The organism is Butyrivibrio sp. WCD3002 (assembly GCF_000424265.1).
Taxonomy (GTDB): Bacteria; Bacillota; Clostridia; order Lachnospirales; family Lachnospiraceae; genus Butyrivibrio.
Genome location: NZ_AUJO01000002.1, coordinates 426,001 through 444,575, shown reverse-complemented (window position 1 = coordinate 444,575; position 18,575 = coordinate 426,001). Strand labels below are relative to the sequence as shown.

Annotated in this window: 19 protein-coding genes; 14 read left to right on the top strand and 5 right to left on the bottom strand. The window is 42.0% G+C overall.

Features of this window, described 5'->3' with window-relative positions:
* The first annotated feature begins 53 nt into the window (after window positions 1-53).
* The 7 genes from G608_RS0105285 (at window position 54) to G608_RS0105255 (ending at window position 4,763) form a co-directional block, all read left to right on the top strand.
* Window positions 54-527: a hypothetical protein gene (locus tag G608_RS0105285; RefSeq protein WP_051208859.1), complete on the top strand. Its 474-nt coding sequence runs from the start codon at window positions 54-56 to the stop codon at window positions 525-527.
* A gap of 238 nt (window positions 528-765) precedes the next feature.
* Window positions 766-939, top strand: coding sequence for a hypothetical protein (locus G608_RS23150; RefSeq protein WP_155833220.1), 174 nt, complete (start codon window positions 766-768; stop codon window positions 937-939).
* An 11-nt stretch (window positions 940-950) separates the two neighbouring features.
* A complete protein-coding gene (dapA, locus tag G608_RS0105275; protein ID WP_026495162.1) occupies window positions 951-1,835 on the top strand; it encodes a 4-hydroxy-tetrahydrodipicolinate synthase in 885 nt (294 codons plus the stop codon).
* 3 nt (window positions 1,836-1,838) lie between these two features.
* The gene (gene dapB, locus G608_RS0105270) at window positions 1,839-2,594 is read left to right on the top strand and encodes a 4-hydroxy-tetrahydrodipicolinate reductase (RefSeq protein WP_026495161.1); all 756 of its coding nucleotides are present in this window, start codon (window positions 1,839-1,841) and stop codon (window positions 2,592-2,594) included.
* A 4-nt stretch (window positions 2,595-2,598) separates the two neighbouring features.
* Complete coding sequence (hisA, locus tag G608_RS0105265; protein ID WP_026495160.1) at window positions 2,599-3,381, top strand: phosphoribosylformimino-5-aminoimidazole carboxamide ribotide isomerase; 783 nt, start codon at window positions 2,599-2,601, stop codon at window positions 3,379-3,381.
* Window positions 3,382-3,488: 107 nt separating this feature from the next.
* A complete protein-coding gene (locus tag G608_RS0105260) occupies window positions 3,489-4,325 on the top strand; it encodes a peptidoglycan DD-metalloendopeptidase family protein (RefSeq protein ID WP_026495159.1) in 837 nt (278 codons plus the stop codon).
* Between the two features lie 15 nt (window positions 4,326-4,340).
* Window positions 4,341-4,763: a bactofilin family protein gene (locus G608_RS0105255; RefSeq protein ID WP_035794682.1), complete on the top strand. Its 423-nt coding sequence runs from the start codon at window positions 4,341-4,343 to the stop codon at window positions 4,761-4,763.
* 23 nt (window positions 4,764-4,786) lie between these two features.
* Here G608_RS0105255 and G608_RS0105250 read toward each other — a convergent pair whose 3' ends face one another.
* A complete protein-coding gene (locus tag G608_RS0105250; RefSeq protein ID WP_026495157.1) occupies window positions 4,787-5,074 on the bottom strand; it encodes a YerC/YecD family TrpR-related protein in 288 nt (95 codons plus the stop codon).
* A gap of 283 nt (window positions 5,075-5,357) precedes the next feature.
* Between G608_RS0105250 and G608_RS0105245 the strand changes: the two genes are divergently transcribed.
* The 5 genes from G608_RS0105245 (at window position 5,358) to G608_RS0105220 (ending at window position 10,810) form a co-directional block, all read left to right on the top strand.
* Window positions 5,358-5,558: a cold-shock protein gene (locus G608_RS0105245; protein ID WP_022761586.1), complete on the top strand. Its 201-nt coding sequence runs from the start codon at window positions 5,358-5,360 to the stop codon at window positions 5,556-5,558.
* 333 nt (window positions 5,559-5,891) lie between these two features.
* The gene (locus tag G608_RS0105235) at window positions 5,892-6,401 is read left to right on the top strand and encodes an SEC-C metal-binding domain-containing protein (protein WP_026495156.1); all 510 of its coding nucleotides are present in this window, start codon (window positions 5,892-5,894) and stop codon (window positions 6,399-6,401) included.
* 163 nt (window positions 6,402-6,564) lie between these two features.
* A complete protein-coding gene (locus G608_RS0105230; protein ID WP_026495155.1) occupies window positions 6,565-8,442 on the top strand; it encodes a threonine--tRNA ligase in 1,878 nt (625 codons plus the stop codon).
* Between the two features lie 22 nt (window positions 8,443-8,464).
* Entirely contained in the window at window positions 8,465-10,147 is a 1,683-nt protein-coding gene (locus G608_RS19955; protein WP_035794679.1) for a hypothetical protein, read from the top strand.
* A gap of 66 nt (window positions 10,148-10,213) precedes the next feature.
* Window positions 10,214-10,810, top strand: a complete 597-nt coding sequence (locus G608_RS0105220) for a hypothetical protein (RefSeq protein WP_026495154.1) — start codon at window positions 10,214-10,216, stop codon at window positions 10,808-10,810.
* Window positions 10,811-10,880: 70 nt separating this feature from the next.
* Here G608_RS0105220 and G608_RS23145 read toward each other — a convergent pair whose 3' ends face one another.
* From G608_RS23145 to trkA, 3 genes are all read right to left on the bottom strand, one after another.
* A complete protein-coding gene (locus G608_RS23145; protein WP_155833219.1) occupies window positions 10,881-11,036 on the bottom strand; it encodes a FeoB-associated Cys-rich membrane protein in 156 nt (51 codons plus the stop codon).
* A gap of 106 nt (window positions 11,037-11,142) precedes the next feature.
* Window positions 11,143-12,576, bottom strand: coding sequence for a TrkH family potassium uptake protein (locus G608_RS0105210; RefSeq protein ID WP_330366886.1), 1,434 nt, complete (start codon window positions 12,574-12,576; stop codon window positions 11,143-11,145).
* A gap of 15 nt (window positions 12,577-12,591) precedes the next feature.
* The gene (trkA, locus tag G608_RS0105205) at window positions 12,592-13,956 is read right to left on the bottom strand and encodes a Trk system potassium transporter TrkA (protein ID WP_026495152.1); all 1,365 of its coding nucleotides are present in this window, start codon (window positions 13,954-13,956) and stop codon (window positions 12,592-12,594) included.
* A 211-nt stretch (window positions 13,957-14,167) separates the two neighbouring features.
* On the opposite strand from trkA, the gene G608_RS0105200 reads away from it, so the two are divergent.
* Complete coding sequence (locus tag G608_RS0105200) at window positions 14,168-14,572, top strand: hypothetical protein (RefSeq protein WP_026495151.1); 405 nt, start codon at window positions 14,168-14,170, stop codon at window positions 14,570-14,572.
* 12 nt (window positions 14,573-14,584) lie between these two features.
* Window positions 14,585-15,136 (top strand): flavodoxin family protein BilS, encoded by a 552-nt coding sequence (gene bilS, locus G608_RS0105195; RefSeq protein WP_026495150.1) that lies wholly within the window; start codon window positions 14,585-14,587, stop codon window positions 15,134-15,136.
* 105 nt (window positions 15,137-15,241) lie between these two features.
* Here bilS and G608_RS0105190 read toward each other — a convergent pair whose 3' ends face one another.
* Complete coding sequence (locus G608_RS0105190; protein ID WP_026495149.1) at window positions 15,242-18,409, bottom strand: insulinase family protein; 3,168 nt, start codon at window positions 18,407-18,409, stop codon at window positions 15,242-15,244.
* Between the last annotated feature and the right edge of the window lie 166 nt (window positions 18,410-18,575).

Here is an 18,575-nt window from a genome sequence, read left to right as displayed (position 1 = left end):
GTCTTTTCTAAAGCGAGGTTTCATTTTCAAAATAAATAATATACAATATAACTATGGATAAATACGATAAGGATTTACAGAAACTGAATAATTATCTGAATGCTGAGATGATCAGTAAATCACTAAATGAGTCCAGAGTCTGCATGCAGTGCGGCAGGCGTCTTTTTCGTGAAAATAAAACCGATCTTTGCCCTAAATGCACGGATCAGGAGCTGTTTTATAAGGTAAAGGACTACATCCGTGAGAATGAGGATGTAAAGGACTATGATGTTGCAAAGAAGTTTAACATACCGCTTAGTAAGGTCAATGAATGGATCAAGCAGGGACGCATTCAGTATAAGGATGATAAATCCATGAGGGATGTTATCATGGGTAATTATTGCGATATTTGCGGAACACCTACAGCTATAGGTACGCTTTGTCCAAGATGCCTTAAAATGGCGAGAAAGCAGAATGTTAAGGGTGTTGCCACAGAGATTGTTATCAAAAAGGGTAACGGCAGCATGAGATTCCTTGACGAGGATTGAAACATGAAGGCATTTATTTGCCTTGAAAATGAATTAAAAATGTAATTGATGTAAATTAATATTGCTAATACAAATGTCCGCGAGAGGGAGATTTTTCAGATTTTGCTTGCCAAATCTACTCCGCGGACTTAGTATTTGTTATAATATAGTTGACAACTTAATAAAGAAGAAATGCTAAAAAGTACTTAACTAGTTTATATTATGGCTGGAGTAAGCCAATTAAGAGGGGGTAATTTTTATGACAGTTATTGATGAACTTTTTGGAGCACACAAAGAAAAAGGTATTTCTTCAGAAGATGAACTTAATCTGGAAAAGTCAGGCAAGGTTGAGAAGAAGCCTAAGACTGAGATTTCCGAGGATAATACCATTGCTTTCACAGAACGGGAAAGATTCTGGGAGGGAATGAAGTAAAGGGAGATAATATGGCTGTATTTAAGGGAGCCGGTGTTGCTATTGCGACACCTTTTAATGGGGATGGATCTGTTAATTATGACGAGTTTGCAAGACTCATAGATTTTCAGATCGATAATGGAACAGATGCTATTATAGTATGCGGTACTACCGGTGAGAGTGCTACCATGACGGAAGAGGAGCACAAGGAGGTAGTAAGATACTGCATAGATTATGTAAATAAGAGAGTACCGGTTATCGCCGGAGCTGGCTCTAACTGCACCCAGACTGCAATAGAGCTTTCAGAGGATGCAGCAAAGCACGGAGCAGACGCTGTTTTATCAGTTACTCCTTATTACAATAAAGCTACTCAGGGAGGACTTATTGAGCACTTCACTGCAGTGGCTAAGGCAATCGATATTCCTGTGATTCTCTATAATGTTCCCAGCAGAACAGGCGTAAATATTCTGCCTGAGACAGCTGTTCGAATGTGCAAGGATGTTGATAATATCGTTGGTATCAAGGATGCTACAGGCAACCTTGCTCAGACAACAAAAATGATGCAGCTTGCAGAGGGATGCATTGATCTGTATTCAGGTGAGGACGGACTTGTTGTTCCAATCATGTCACTTGGCGGTATCGGTGTAATTTCTGTTTTATCTAACGTAGCACCCAGACAGACACATGATATGTGTATGAAAGCTTTAGAGGGAGATTTCGCCGGAGCATGTGAGATACAGCTTAAGGCACTTCCTCTTATTGATGCGCTTTTCTCAGAGGTTAATCCTATTCCTGTTAAGGCTGCTCTCGAGATGATTGGTTTTGCAGCAGGACCGCTTCGCCTTCCTCTTACAACTATCACGGAGGCTAATCGTAAGGTACTTGAGGCAGAGCTTAATAAATTTCTTGGGAGGTAAGTTGTGGTAAAGGCAATAATGCACGGCTGCAATGGCCGGATGGGACATGTAATAGTAGATTTGTCTGCAGATTACGCGGATCTTGAGATTGTTGCAGGCGTGGATGCTTTTGGTGAGAACACCTATAGCTTCCCTGTTTTTGATTCTATTGAAAAATGTGATGTGGATGCTGATGTTGTAATTGATTTTTCAAACGCGTCAGCTGTCGATAATCTTCTTGATGTATGTACTAAAAAGAATATGCCGGTAGTGCTTTGTACTACAGGTCTTTCCGACCAGCAGCTTGCCCATGTGGAGAATGCATCCAAAGAGGTTGCTGTTCTTAAGTCTGCCAATATGTCAGTTGGCATTAACATGCTTATGAAGGTGCTTTCTGAGATTTCACCCGTTCTTTCAGCAGCGGGCTTTGATATTGAGATAGTTGAGAAGCATCACAATCAGAAGCTCGATGCTCCAAGCGGAACAGCTATTGCCCTTGCTGACAGCATTAAAGAGTCACTTCCTGAAGAGTTTGAATATGTATATGACAGAAGTGGCAGAAGAGAAAAGAGACCCAAGAAGGAGATAGGTATATCAGCTGTTCGCGGCGGTACTATCGTCGGGGATCACGATGTTATCTTTGCAGGCACTGATGAGGTTATTACTTTATCTCACAGAGCTTATTCAAGAAGCGTTTTTGCAAAAGGCGCCCTTGAAGCGGCAAGATTCCTTGCCGGTAAGCCTGCAGGAATGTATGACATGGCAGATGTTATAGGTTGATCGTATGAGATTCAGACCTTGTATTGATATTCATAATGGCAAAGTAAAGCAGATCGTTGGCGGAAGTCTCTCCGATGCGGGAGACTATGCGTATGAGAATTTCGTATCCGAGCAAGATGCTGCTTTTTTTGCGCGCTTATATAAAGATAAAAGTCTCACCGGCGGACATATCATAATCCTTAATGCCAAGGACAGCCCCTATTACGAGGCATCTGTAGATCAGGCAAAGAAGGCTCTTGCTGCGGCGGGCGGTATGATGCAGATAGGCGGCGGAATAACAGCTGATAATGCAGGTGAGTTTATTGATGCCGGTGCCAGTCATGTAATAGTAACGAGCTATGTCTTTAAGGATGGACAGATATATTATGAAAACCTAAAAAAGCTTGTGGATGCGGTGGGGAAAGAGAGACTGGTGCTCGATCTTAGCTGCAGGGCAAGAGATGGCGAATATTATATCGTTACCGACAGATGGCAGAAGGAGACAAAAGTTAAGGTCAGTGAGGAGACGCTGGACGAACTTTCCTCCTACTGCGACGAATTCCTTGTTCATGCAGTTGACGTGGAGGGTAAGCAGTCAGGTATTGAGACGGGGATTGCAGATATCCTTGGTAACTGGGGGGAAATCCCCATAACCTACGCAGGCGGTGTTCATGATATAACTGACCTTGAGAGTCTTTATACTCACGGTAAGGGAAGGCTTGATGTGACCGTTGGCAGTGCCCTTGAGATATTTGGGGGAAGGCTTACGCTGGATGCTGTTATTGCTGCATGTAGGGGCACATTTTAATAAAATATTGTAACAATAGCCGCTAATAGACTATAATTTGAATATGGTTAACAAAATACATCAAAGAAAAACCGATTATGTTAACATGATTTCGAGGGGGATTGGCCATGAGTGAAAACAACAGGCCTAAGAAACATCGGCATAAGAGGCATTATACTTTTATGATCATATCCGGTGATTCTGACGGCAGTAGTGGAAGCTTCCATTTAGGGCACGTTGCGACGCAGGTAATTGCTTTTTCGATATTTGGCATTATCGTTGCTCTCATATGCTTCCTGGTTCATTCTGCAATTACAGTTTCTTCATTAAAAAAACAGAATGCCATTCTTGTATCTAAGGTTCAGGAAATTGAGGCGGAAAACAAAGCTATTGAAGCTGAGAGATCTGAGCTTGAAAGCGAAGTGTCGGATTTAAGTATGGCTCTAAACAGGAAGGTGGAGGCCGAAGCACAGACGGCAGCAGAGGAAGAAGAGGCAAGTATGCCGACGTTCCTTCCTGTCTCTAACGGCACAGCGTCAATGGTAAGTACATTGGATGATCCTAATTCCACTGAGATAGAGGAGCCGGACAATAATGCTGATGAGGATGCGGACGAAGGCGATGATGAGAATGCCGAAACAGAGGAGTCATCAGAGCCTAAGACAGGAGACCCTATTCTTATCATCACGGCTGAAAAGGGTGCCACTGTGACAGCTGCCGGATCAGGTACTGTCACTGCTGTAGCTGGAGATATAAAATACGGCAACAGTATCACCATAGATCATGGCAACGGCTATGTTTCTATTTACAGGAATGCAGGTGACAGCCTTGTTCACGAGGGCGATGCTGTAACGCCTACTACCACCCTTATGATAATTGGAGATGATAATACCAAGCTTGGATATCAGATTCAGTATAACGGAGAATTTATTGATCCTGAGGATGTGATAGAGATAAACGGCTAATGAGGAGGAAACATCATGGCACTATTTAGTAATGGAAAATCAGATTCCGGCGACGCTGGTCTTGATCAGATCACCACAATAATTGCCCAGGGTGCTGTAATCGACGGACCGCTTACCACAAAAGAGGGAACGAGAATTGACGGAATCGTAAACGGCAATGTAACCGTTAATGGTTCGCTTATCGTAGGAACGGAAGCCAAGATCGTAGGATCGGTAACAGCTAGCAACCTGTTCCTTGCAGGCGAGATCCAGGGTAACGTGGGTGTTGCAAACGGTAAGGTTGAAATCAGTGACACAGGAAAGCTTATTGGAGATCTGTCAGCTAAGACGCTGGTTATCGATGAGAATGCTCTCTTCCAGGGACAATGCACTATGACTCAGGAAAAGACATCTGCTGAGACAGCAAAGGAACGCGCTTTAGGCGGAAAAGAAGAGTAACAGATAAAAGGAAAAGCTCCAGGTCAATCCTGGAGCTTTTTGAATACAAGTGCGTAACCGTCATCGCCGTAATTCAGTGAACGGTTTACTCTGCTGATGGTCGCGGTAGAAGCACCGGTCTTCTCAGCAATTTCAAGATATGTCTTATGCTTTCTGAGCATCGCTGCAACTTCGAATCTCTGTGAAAGAGACATTAACTCGTTCACGGTGCAAAGATCCTCAAAGAAGCTATAGCACTCATCCTTACTCTCGAGGGATAAAATAGCATCAAAAAGATGATCTACAGCCTCGGTGTGAATTTTCTTATTCATTTTTGGCCTCCATACATTTTAGCAGTACAAAGAGATAAAAGTTTATGTTATATCGTCAATTCACTTTACTGCTAGAATATTTTAACACAGTAAATTCTTAAAGTAAAGGGATGTATAGAGACGTCTGACAAATTGTGATTTTTTTCGCGAATATTTCAATAATTCCTTTACTTTTAAAAGGCACTGTGATATCCTAATTATGTTGCTTTAATACAACATATCGTCAATCAGCATAGGCTGTTGACGGGTAGAACTATTTTTTTTTATTTAGTGGAGGTAAGATATGAACAAGGGTACAGTTAAGTGGTTCAACAACCAGAAGGGTTACGGCTTCATTTCTGATGAGGCAGGCAATGATGTATTCGTACATTATTCAGGACTCAACATGGAGGGCTTCAAGTCTCTTGACGAGGGCGCTGCAGTTGATTACGACGTAATCCAGGGTGAAAAAGGACCTCAGGCCGTTAACGTAAACAAGCTTTAATTTTTCGGTCGCATTTTAATCAAGAATACAATTGTGCCTTATTCTTAATATATAGAATCAGCAAGTGTACTAATGATTAAATCAAAACCCATCCTACGGGATGGGTTTTTTGATGCCATAGGTTGCGCCTATGACAAAAAGATCGCACTCGCACGAAAGGAAAATGTTACTTTCGCAACTGCGCTCAGCGCAGGAATTTCGCAAGCGAAACTCTATTTTAGGGCTTAATACTATAAATATTTACTTTGGAGCGAAAAAAACTTATAATATATAAGATTATGACGAAAATATAATCGTATTTTTTAGATTTAAATTTGGAAGTGAGGTACCGTTATGGCATTATTACAACAGTGGCGTGATATGGCTTATTCTGAGAAAGCAGATAAGGCCCAGCTGCAGAAACTTTGGACAGATTATTTTCAGAAGGAAAAGGATATATACGCAACCCTTCTTAAGAACCCTGATGAAGTAGTTAAGGGTACAGTTAAGGAGCTTGCTGAGAAATATAGCATCGATATCATGACTATGACCGGCTTCCTTGATGGAATCAATGATTCACTTAAGGAGCAGAACCCCATCGAGGAAATGGATGAGGACACAGAGGTTTCTCTTGATTTTGATAATGAGCTTCTGTATAAGAACATGGTAGCAGCAGGTGCTGACTGGCTCTATGGTCTTGAGGAGTGGAATGATATTTTCACAGAGGAGAGACAGAAGGAGCTTTATAAGGAGCAGAAGGCTTCACAGACAGTTCGCAAGGAAAACAAGATTTATCCTAACGATCCCTGCCCTTGTGGAAGTGGTAAGAAGTATAAGAAGTGCCACGGTAAGGGTAAGTTCTAAGTGAGATTACCCTCATCCGTCCGCTGATGCGGACACCTTCCCCCAGAGGGGGAAGGCGTTTTTTATTTTTTGTCCTTCCCCCTTTGGGGGAAGGTGCCCGAAGGGCGGATGAGGGTTAAAAATATTAACTGTACCCGGTAGGTACGGAGAAGGAGAAAAAACTATGACAAAAGAAGAATTCAAAGAAGTGTACAGACATTCACTGGCACACATCCTGGCAAAAGCCGTAATCGAGATTTACGGTAAGGAAACACAGTACGCAATTGGTCCGCAGGTGGCAGACGGTTGCTACTATGATTTTGTTTTGCCTAAGGCTGTAACTGAGGATGATTTCAAGGCAATCGAGGATAAGATGCGCGAGATCATCAAGAGACGAGAGGATTGGACAAGGAAAGAAGTTTCTAAGGCAGAGGCTTTAGAGATCTTTGCTGATCAGAAGTTCAAGAAGGAGCTTATCGAGGATCTTCCTGAGGGAGAGACAATCACCACATACAACACAGGTGATGATTTCATCGATCTTTGCAGAGGACCTCACGTTGATAACTCTCAGGAACTCATGAATGTTTCCTACAAGATTAAGGCTGTTTCAGGTGCTTACTGGAGAGGCGATGAGAAGAGAGATTCCATGACAAGAATTTATCTCTATGCTTTCCCTTCAAAGGATGAGCTTAAGGCTCACCTTAAGATGATCCAGGAAGCTCTTGAGCGTGATCACAAGAAGATCGGTGCTCAGCTTGATCTTTTCATGTTCGATGAGACAGCTCCCGGAATGCCTTACTGGCTTCCCAGAGGATGGAGAATGTACCAGAAGCTTCTTAAATTCTCCAGAGATATACAGGAGAGACATGGCTATACTGAAATCGCAGCTCCTCTTATCGACAACAAGAAGCTGTGGCTTATCAGTGGTCACTGGGCTCACTACATCAACAACATGTTCATCGTACCCGGAATCGCAGGTAATGTTCAGGCAGATACTGTTATCCCTGATGTTGCCGAGAGTATGGATGAGGATGCACCTAAGGCTCCTGTTAAGATCGAGAGAGGCTCTGTTATTTATAACAGAGAGGCTATCGATACAATGGGTGCTAAGCCTATGAACTGTCCTAATGCTATGATGACATACAAGAGAACAGTTCACTCTTATAAAGAGCTTCCTATCCGTTACAGTGAGTATGATGTACTTCACAGAAAAGAAAAGTCAGGACAGATGAACGGTCTTTTCCGTGTTCAGGAGTTCAGACAGGATGATGACCATACATTCGTAATGGAGTCACAGATCCAGGATGAGATTGCAGATATCATCTCAATTGCTGATGAAATCTACAAGACCTTCGGTGTAACATACAGAGCTGAGTTCTCAACACGTCCCGATGACTTCATGGGTGATATCGAGGTTTGGAACAGAGCAGAGACTGCTATTAAGAACATTCTTGATAAGACCTATGGCGAAGGCGGCTACGAGATCAATGAAGGAGACGGAGCTTTCTATGGCCCTAAGATCGACCTTCAGATCAAGGATGCCCTTGGAAGAGAGTGGCAGTGCGGTACAGTACAGCTTGACTACCAGCTTCCTCACAACTTCGGCCTTACATACCAGGCTCAGGACGGAAGCCTGGAGATGCCTGTAGTTATTCACAGAGCAATCTATGGCTCACTTGAGAGATTCATCGGTATCATTATCGAGAACTTCAAGGGTGCGTTCCCCTTCTGGCTCAGCCCTTACCAGGTTGGTGTTGTTCCGATTCGTGTCGAGCACAATGAGTATGCTAAGAAGGTAGCAGACCTTCTCTTTGAGAACGGCATCGACGTTGAGGCTGACTACTCCGACAACAACATGAAGGAGAAGATCAAGAAGTTCAAGAACTACAAGGATCCGTATATCATCGTCCTCGGTGATAAGGAAGCTGCTGAGAATACAGTTTCTATCAATGTTCGCGGCTCCAACAAGCAGATTCAGAATGTACCTCTTGAGAAGTTCGTTGAGATGTGCAAGAAGATGAATGCTGAGCATACACTTGAGCTCATTGATTCAGTTGAGTAATACAGGTAAATAAGAGGGTTTAATGGAAAACATTAACGATTCTAAAAAAGGAAGGGCAGCAGGAAAAATATGCGGCATTATGCTGTATATTGCAGCAGCTTTGATGCTTACTTATTCAGTGTTTCTCTGCTTTAGCCCCGATATATGGTATGACGAGCTTTTCAGCGTAGAGTTTGCCATAAGACCTGTATCAGAGATGGTTAATTTAACAGCGGCGGATGTTCACCCGCCGCTGTATTATATTATCGTGCATTTTGCCATTGAGATTGGAAGCTATATAGCTGATGCAGTAGGATTTACCGGTCCCTTTGGCAGTGAGTTTGGCACTGTATATATACAGGTTTTAAGCGCGAAGCTATCCTGTGTTGTTCCCTATGTGATACTTTTTATCTATGGAGTAACAGCTATCAGGAAACGGCACGGTATATTGGCGGGTGGTCTTTTTAGCGCGGCTATGTTAGCCATGCCAAATATGGCAGACTACACCATCGAGATACGTATGTATGGCTGGCTTATTCTGTTTGTGACAGCTATGTGTATCCATGCTATGCCTTTCATTCCAGGTGATTTAAACGGAAAGATGGTCAAAGGTCTTGATATTAAAAGGGCTTTTCCTGTGTTTGTTTACGGCCTTTTGGCATGCTATACCCAGTATTACGCTGCAGTTGCTGTAGCAGCTGTTTACGCATTTCTTGTGATTTATTCAATCCGCAAAAATGTGTGGCAGCTTGGGATAGTATTTATCATCATGAACCTCACCTTTATCTGTTATCTTCCCTGGATTAGCGTGGTTTTCTCACAGGCCGGAACAGTGTCTGAGAATTACTGGATACAGCCCCTTACCTGGAGAAGTCTTGGCGGTATTGCAAAGTATCTGATTTTGCCTTCATTTACGAATGTAATGGTTGGATACGTATTTGCAGGTCTATTGATGCTGATTATTGCACTGGCTGCGCTTATAGGGCGTAAAAACGTGTATATGTGGTTTTTGTTAGCTCCTATAACAGGAATAGTAATCGCAGGCTTTGCTGCATCAATTCTTATAAGGCCGGTATTTGTTTATAGATATATGCTGCCCGGTATGGGAGCTTTCTGGTATGGCATCATTATGGTGCTGTTTTCTGACAGGAAGCCCTGGGCTGCAAATGAGGATAAGGATGCCGGAGATTTAAGTGGCGCTTCGAAGGCAGATAGTTATAAAAGAGGCGCATTTGGCAGTATTTTGACTGTGGCTGTTCCTGCATTTGCAATCATTATGGCAGTAGTGATCATTCGTGATTTCTGGGCCTTTAGAGGAAATGAGCTGTATAAACGCGTAAATATGGCCGAAACAGGCAGTCTTTTTACGGAGCTTAAGGCAGAGGATGATCTGGCCATAATCACCAATTTTGACCACGTAAACGGGCTTATTTCGTATTATCTTAATCAGTCCGGGAAGGAGATTCCTGTTTACCTGTATGGAGGTGAGCCGGAAGCTCTTATAACGAAGATGGTTAAGGGCGTAGCACCTATTGAGAATGCAGATGATATAAAAGCTCTTATTGAAGGCGGAAAGCATGTTATTTTCCTTGGAAGCTTTAATTCAAGAGAGGATATTGTGGCTGATTGGGATAGTAATTATGGTATTGCCAATGAAAACAAGGGCAGCTATCTAATGGAAAGATATTGGTTTGACGTGTTTGACCTGTCGCTGAAAGCTGATTAAGGTTCTTAAAAAGCGATTGTGGCTGTTTTAAACCTATGAGAATAGAGTTAAGGAGATTTATCTTAGATGAAGAAAAAGGGAATGGCATTTGCGCTTATATTTACTTTTTTGGTATGCGCTGTGCCTATGAATACAAAAGCGGATATCAAGGAGCTTCCGGCAGCTCAGTATTGCTCGGTTATGATTCCTGAAAGCTTCAAGGTGACAGATGTTGCGGGAATGTATGTAAATGAGCATTATCCGTTGGAATCAGCGAATATTTCCTATGGAGTTAAGATACTTCCCGAGGACAGGGTTCTTACTAATGCCCAGAAGGCTGCAGGTGAATCAGAGTCCGTAAGTGATGTGGATATACGCTATGATGAGCTTACTGAGGAGATGTACGAGGAAATCATGAAAGAGAACTATGAGGACCTCTATGGTGATGGAATCGGATATACCATCGAAAGCTTTGAGAATATTCAGAAGGATGGATTCCCCGGATATCATATAGTATCTTCATTTACTCCGGAGGGTTCACAGATGATCCATCAGGAGGCCTTTATCATTCTTTCTCAGAACAAGGTATTTACTGTTGCTTATTCAAGAGCAGAGGATGATGACTTTACAGAAGAATTTGCCCAGAGCATTGATTCTATACATGTGATTCGTAAGAATTCTTAAATGGATTCTTCTGAAATAACAAAATTACAAGAAAAGGGATATGACATTTAAGGTGCCATATCCCTAATTTTTAGGCTTTCTTAGATGGATAGGTGGCGTTTCCGCAGTTGCATGTACCGGAGGAGCAGCCGATGCATTGTCCCTTCTTTTTCTTACCTATAATAAATCTGATATCCAGCACTATAAGTGCTACGACAATCAATAAAATAACTATACTTGCAATCATTTTTATACCTCTTTCAAATGAGAATGGTTATCATTTGAAGTTAGTATATGCTAACGACATTTATTTGTCAAGTGAGCCGGAGTTAACATATTGGCTACACCTTCTATTATCTCTTTGTCCAGTTCTTGGGAGAGAAGAGAATGAGCATCGGGAGAAGCTCAAGTCTTCCTGCCAGCATATCAAACATAAGGACGAACTTTGAGAGGTCTGAGTAGGCGCCAAAGTTACCTGTGGGACCTACCATGGAAAGACCGGGACCTATGTTGTTGAGCGTTGCTGCAACAGCGGTAAAGTTAGTCTCGTAGTCAAATTCGTCGATAGAGATAAGCAGTGTTGATAAGATGAAAATTACAACATACATGCTAAGGTATGCCGATACGGATTTAACAACTGACTGATCAACCGGATTGCCATCCATGTAGACCTTTTTAACTGACTTTGGATGAACGATGTAGGTAAGCTCATTTTTCATGGCCCTTATTAAGATAAGGAATCTTGAAAGCTTGAAGCCACCACCTGTTGAACCTGCGCAGGCACCTGTAAGCATAAGGCATGCAAGCAGTGTCCTTGCAAGCTGAGGCCAGGTGTTGAAATCAAGAGTTGCAAAACCTGTGGTAGTCATAACTGAAGCTACCGTAAACAGTGAGTGATGGAAGGATTCAAGAGGTGTTGCCGTAGCTCCCTGCTTGTAAATCATAAATGCGATAAGTGTAGCAGATCCAAACATAAGCGCCAGATAGAGCTTTACTTCATCATTGTTGAAGGCTTCCTTAGGTCTCTTTGTAATGAGGTAGTAGTAAACGCTGAAGTTTATACCGCATATTATCATAAATACTGTGATAACAACCTGCGAAGCATATCCAAAGCCGCCAATTCCTGCATTATTGATTCCGAATCCGCCGGTACCAACGGTTGCAAAGGTTGCTGTCAGCGCTTCATAAGCATTCAGTCCGGTGAAAAGAAGGCACACGGTCTGAAGGATTGTAATTCCAAAATAGATTGAGTAAAGGATTTTTGCTGTTTCCCTGACCTTGGGAACAAACTTACCAACGGAAGGACCCGGGCTCTCTGCTCGCATGATATGCATGCTGTAGCCGCCTGCCATGGGCATTATCGCAAGGATAAATACCAGTACGCCCATTCCTCCGATCCAGTGGGTGAAGCATCTCCAGAACTGAACGCTGTAGTACATCTCAACATCGGAGAGGATGGTGGATCCTGTTGTTGTAAGACCTGATATGGTCTCGAAAAGAGCATCCACATAGCTCTTAGTAACGCCTGTAAGCTGGAAAGGAAGAGCACCGATTAGACTTATGGTAATCCATGTAAGTGCGGTGACTACAAAGCCTTCCCTTGCATAAATAGCCTGATTTTTCGGCTTCTTATAACCGCCTGCAAAGCCTATGATGAGGCATGCGGCAATGATTATTCCAAAAACCTCTGCACAGAAATATTCTTTGTAGATAAAAGCTACAACCAGAGGTAATATCATTAAAAGTCCTGTAATCTGCACAACTCTGAAAAGCAGATAACGTATCATGTTGAAGTTCATTTTTTATTTCTCCAGAATATCAGCAATGTCTAAAAGACCGACCTGACTAGTTATTATTATTACGGTATCCTCCGCCTGTATTTCACTTGAACCCTTAGGTGAAATGATCTCACCCTTTCTGTTTATAAGAGATACAAGTACGCCCTTCTTAAGGTGCATATCAGAAAGAGGTTTACCAATAACCGGTGAATTCTCAGGCACGAAAAATTCAAGAGCTTCAACTCTTCCGTCATTCATTTTATAGAGTGCTTCGATACTGTTGTTACCCATGGAATTGCTCATTCCGCGGACATACTGAACGATTCTCTGAGCAGTGATGTTCTTAGGATAAATGATACTGCCGATCTGAAGGGAACCAATTATCTCGCCGTAGTTTACGCGGTGCACCTTGGTAATGAGCTTTGCCTTGGGATTCTGGCTCTTAACATACATGGAAAGCATGATGTTTTCTTCATCAAGACTGGTCATAGCGACAAATGCCTCTGTGCCAACAAGACCTTCCTCCATAAGGGCATCCTTATCTGTTCCGTCTGCGTTAATGATAAGCGCCTGAGGCAGGAGATCGGAAAGTCTCTTACATCTCTCAAGATCGCGCTCAAACAGCTTTACATCGATGCCAAAGGAAATAAGCTGATCTGCCAGATAATAGCCTGTAGAGCCACCTCCGATGATCATGGCTGAGTGCACCCTTGTGGTGGGAAGACCGATTTTTCTGAAAAATTCGGCGATATTTCTTGATGCTCCCACAATCGTAAGCTCGTCATTAGCTCTGAGAACAAAATCACCGTTAGGGATGGATACTTCATCTGCTCTCTGAACAACGGCGATAAGAACCTTACTCTTTATCTCACCCTGAATCTCTCTAAGGGATTTGTTGCAGATACGTGATGATTCATCCACGGTCATGTGCACGATTTCTGCGCGGCCGCCGGCAAAGGTTTCAATGCTGGTAGCAGCAGGGAATTTAAGAAGCTTCGCTGCTTCGTTTGCTGCCAGCTCCTCAGGATTAACAACCAGCGAAAGACCAAGCTCTTCTTTAATGAAGCTGATCTCTTTTTTGTAGATGGGATTTTTTACTCTTGCGATAGTGTTACAGTGACCTGCTTTTCTTGCAATAAGACAGCACAGCAGGTTTAGTTCATCGTTACCTGTTACGGCAATCATAAGATCGGCATACTCAATGCCTGCATCTCTCATGACCATGTAACTTGCACCGTTACCAACTATGCCCATTACATCAAAGTTATTTACAACGCTTTGAATAACGTCTTTTTTCTGTTCTATGACAGTGACATCATGGCCTTCGCCACTGAGCTGTTCTGTCAGCGCTGCGCCTACGTTTCCGCAGCCTACAATAATAATCTGCATTTATTTGCCTCCAAAAAAGTCGATACGCATTCAATTATACCACTTCATAATTATAAAGGAAAAATAATATGTCTTTAGAATGCAGAAATAAGGCATTAATGATTTTTTTAGAATGATTTATAGGGCTTTAATTGCTTTTTCTATCTGCAAAATCTATACTCTGTGGTAAGTGAGGGGATTTATCTGTTTTTTTAAAGGAGATTAAATAATAGTGAAAGATTTTCTCTATAGGTTTTTCCAGGGAAGATACGGCGCCTATGGCACTGACAGAATGACCAAAGTTCTTGTTGTTTTAGCCGTTATTTTTCTGGCTTTATCCTTCATTACGCCCCTTAGCATATTGTATTATGTGGCATTTATAATGCTTTTTTATTGTTATTTTCGGATGTTTTCCAAAAATATACCTGCCAGATACAAAGAGAATGAGTTTTTCGTAAAACACACCGATAAGGTGATCGGCTTTTTTATCGGAATAAAGGAAAAGTTCACCGGGCATAAAGCGTATCACATATATAAATGCCCCGGATGCGGACAGAAAATAAGAATTCCGCGAGGGAAAGGCAAGGTTGCCATCAGGTGTCCGAAATGCGGCAGGGAATTTGTAAAGCGGACGTAATTTGAGGATAAGATGCTTAAATACTTAGTCGTGTACGCCAGTGAAACAGGGAATACTAAAAAGATAGCGGACGAGATTTTCCAGGCGCTTCCTTCCGATTCAAAGGAGGAGCTTAATGTCAGAAGCTGGAACGGCAGACACGACGCCGAGACGTATTTTATCGGATATTGGGCAAACAGAGGGACCTGCTCTCTGGAGATAATTGATCTTATAGCTTCGCTTCATAACAAAAATGTGGCCTTCTTTGGAACCTGCGGATTGGGTAACGATCAGGCATATTATAAGCAGATAGAGCAGATCGGAACACTGTGGCTACCCGGGGATAACACCTATCTTGGAGGATATTTCTGCCAGGGCAGTATGCCATTACAGATAAGGGAAAGATATGAAGAGCTCCGAGGCAGATATGATGATGAAAAGCTGGACAACCTGCTTACAATCTTTGATGAAGGACAGCGGCACCCGGATAAACAGGACCTTTTAAAGGCTAATGTATTTGCGGATACTGCCATACACAGGATTCCAAGCAGTGACAATTACAAAGGATTCAGAGAAATGTTTTAAGGACCCCATCACTTACACTTAATAAGTAATGGAGTCCTTTTTGATGCTTGTAACTGATGAGGCGGCACAGAAAGTGCTGCCTCACCGGATATCAGATTATAGGCATTAATTATTCTTGAAATTCAAAACTTCGTCAAAGGCGTCCTTGTCGGCATTGATCTTTGCTTCATTACCTGAAGTTGCCATAGATGCGTTTTTAAAGAGCTTTTCTAAGCTTTCAGTAGCCTCAGCCTGCATGCCGGTATTGGAATTTTTTATATCATTTACCGTCTCTAAATAAAGCTCCTCATCAACTCCCAGAATGTCTCTTCTGATTCGTTTGACAGTATCACTCCAGATACCGGTGGCTTTGGTATCTTCACCGTATGCATTCAGAATATAGCCTGTAAAATCGGCCTCATCCAGAGTGGCGGTTTTGAGAAATTCAGGAATCTCTAAAAGCGCTTCAACGGATTCCTTTACGTTAGGATCTGAATATGTATAAGAAGTCAGATCATAGCACCTTGTTGTGGAATAACATCCCGCTGAATAAGCACCCATCCGGAATCTTAGAGTGGGAACTACGTATTTATCACTGGCTGCATAAAGGAAAGGTATGTATGCGCCCCGGAAGTTTTCATCATTTCTGAAATCTGAATCAAGAACAGTATGGTTCTGAGTAGTTTCAACTATTATTCCTGTTCTGAGAGCAGGTACGGGCAGCTCATATTTTTCTGCACTTTCTTCGCTTTCAGGAAGAGCTTCAAAAACCTTTGCTGCGGTCTTTACTACTTCCTCATTTTCTGTCTTGTCTGCTACAGATGAGAAAATGAGATTTGTCTTTGTAAAGGCCTTTTTTCTTACTGATTCAACATCGGCTATAAAAGAATTATAAGCTTCATCATTGTCTAAATTTTTATCAAGTTCAGATATGTAGTCATAGAATCCTGCATCATAAATATCCAGAGAGAATTTTTGTGTGTCGGCAAGAGTGGTCGTTCCGGATGCCTGTGAATAGGAGTTTGCCAAAGAATACGCATCGGCTTTTGCAAGGTTATAGGCTTCACGGTCACGGGAAATGACATACTTGATATCCTGGCTGTCATTTAAATCTGTTTCAGTCATTACATTCATAACAAGATCAAGAGCCTTATCAAAGTCCTCATTTAATCCCTTCCAGAAAATATCCAGCATTGGCCTGTGATTTTTTCCTGCCTCTTCATTGGGGTGTAAGAGGGAAACAGAGAAGTTGTTCAGGTACTCGCTGTCAAGAAGCGAAAGCTCATCGGTACTGTATTTCGAGGTATTAGCTTCAAAGATGAAATTGGTATAAAGCATAAGGGCGCCGATTTCTTTCTTGGTCAGGTTACTGAGATCAAAGTAGATATCATAGCAGCCGCCTTTTGCTGCATCAACGCTTCCAAGATAATATGTGATGCCGTTTTCTTCTCTTTTCTCTAATGATGGTGTTTCATATTCCGGAAGATCCTTAAGATCCATTTGGAAATCGTTATTTGAAAGCTCATTCTGATTCCACTCATTGAATTCTTTGGTCTTTTGTACTAATTCCTGTATTTCTTCATCAGTCATCTTGGCTTTTTTATCTGCCAGGTAATCAAGTAATTTCTGATCAAACTCTTCAGCAAGGCCGGGCTTTGGCACGCAGGCAATAAGAATGCTTCTTGCAGGTGTAAGAACAGATTCTGCAAGCTTTTTAAAGGTCTGTTGCTCCTCATCTGCGATAAGGGCCTCAAGTACTCTTTCATATTGTTTAAAATAATCAACTCTACCGGTTCTTACCCAATGAACGTTATAGACATCGCTTAATTCTACTCCGACATTTCCTGCATCTCTCATGAAAACAGTGTTAAGTTCTTCTTCCTTAACATCTGCTTCAAAGATTTCCTTCGGAACTCCGTTTTTGGAAATTTCTGAAAGAGTATATTCAGCTATATCCTTAAGAGTCTGCATCTGATCTTCATTGGCGTATTCCATGGAAAACAGAAGCATTGGTTTTGCTGTATCTGTAGCTATTTGTACAAAAACAGGATTAGAAATGCCATCTTCAAGCAGCTTTTTATTCATGCAGGATGAGTTATTATTGATCAGTGACGTTAAAAGATTCCACTGAATAAGTTCATCATCAGTAGCATCTTCCATATCGATGCCATAATAAATGATTCCGCTGTCCTCTACAGAATCACCTTCATAAGCGGGGATATATTCAACCTTTTCTACATACCCGTCTTCTGCATGAGGATCTTCGTACTGACTTAAGTCTGTTCCGTATACTTCATATTTTGACAGATATTCTGTGTCCAAAAACTCTAAGAATCTGTCGATATCCAGGTCGCCGTAGAGAGAAATAAGACTGTTGTCGAAATGATAGTATCTTTCATAGGTCTCAAGTGTATGTTCGTAGGTCAGATCATCGTAGTGATACTCAGCCATACCGATCATATTGGAGGCTATCTGACCGGGGAACATATTATCAAGAACAAAATTGAGGGAGACATCGCCGGTATCAGTTAAAAAGCCGTAATCCTCAGCATAAACCGTACCATTGATTCCAATGTCACCATCAGGATCATCCAGTTCGAATCTGATAGCTTCTCTGTCAAAAATCTTTTCATTTTTCAAAATATCCGGGGCAACCATACAACTCATGTATGCATCCATCAGGGTCATAAGCTGATCCTGGCTCATGGATGAAACCGGATAGAATGTGACGTTCATACCTGTATGGGCGTTTATATACGTATTATAGGATTTGTTTGCAAGATCGAAGAAAAGATCCTGTGATGGATATTTATCAGAGGATGCAATTATTGCATGCTCGAAAACATGATTCGTGTCAGTTTCGTCTATAAAGGGAGTTCTGTATGCAATACAAAAAGATACTTCAGGATCGGAGTTTTTGGTGTAAATAAGGCCTGCACCGCTTTTTTCATGCTTGAAGGTGTAGAGATCGGAACTGAGAAAACGGCTTGAATAGATATCATTAAGCTTAAAGCCGTGATAGGTCTCGCCTACCACCATATCGGCTGAGGCTGTTGCTTCGTTTGCATCTGTTCCGGATTTGGCTGATTCGTCGGTGTCGGCAGCATCAACCTCTTCTGAACTGGCTTCAGTTTCAGCAGCATCACTTGTATCAGCTTTCGTTTCGCTTGTGTCTGTGGATTCTGTTATGGTTTCATCAGTATTGCCGGTAGCACCATCCTTGGCAGGCGAAGTACATCCGCTACCAATGAACATAGCAGTTGCAAGGAAAATTGCAAGAATTCGTTTATTCATTTTATATCCTCCAACATCTTCTGCACCAAATATCGAATATATTGACTGCAATCAATTATAAAATGAAAAGTCTGCGCCTTGTTTGGTTTAATCAAATGTTTAGCATCTTTTAAGATATTATTTATAGCATGAGTACACCGAGCAGTAGATTAGGCACCTTATTTTG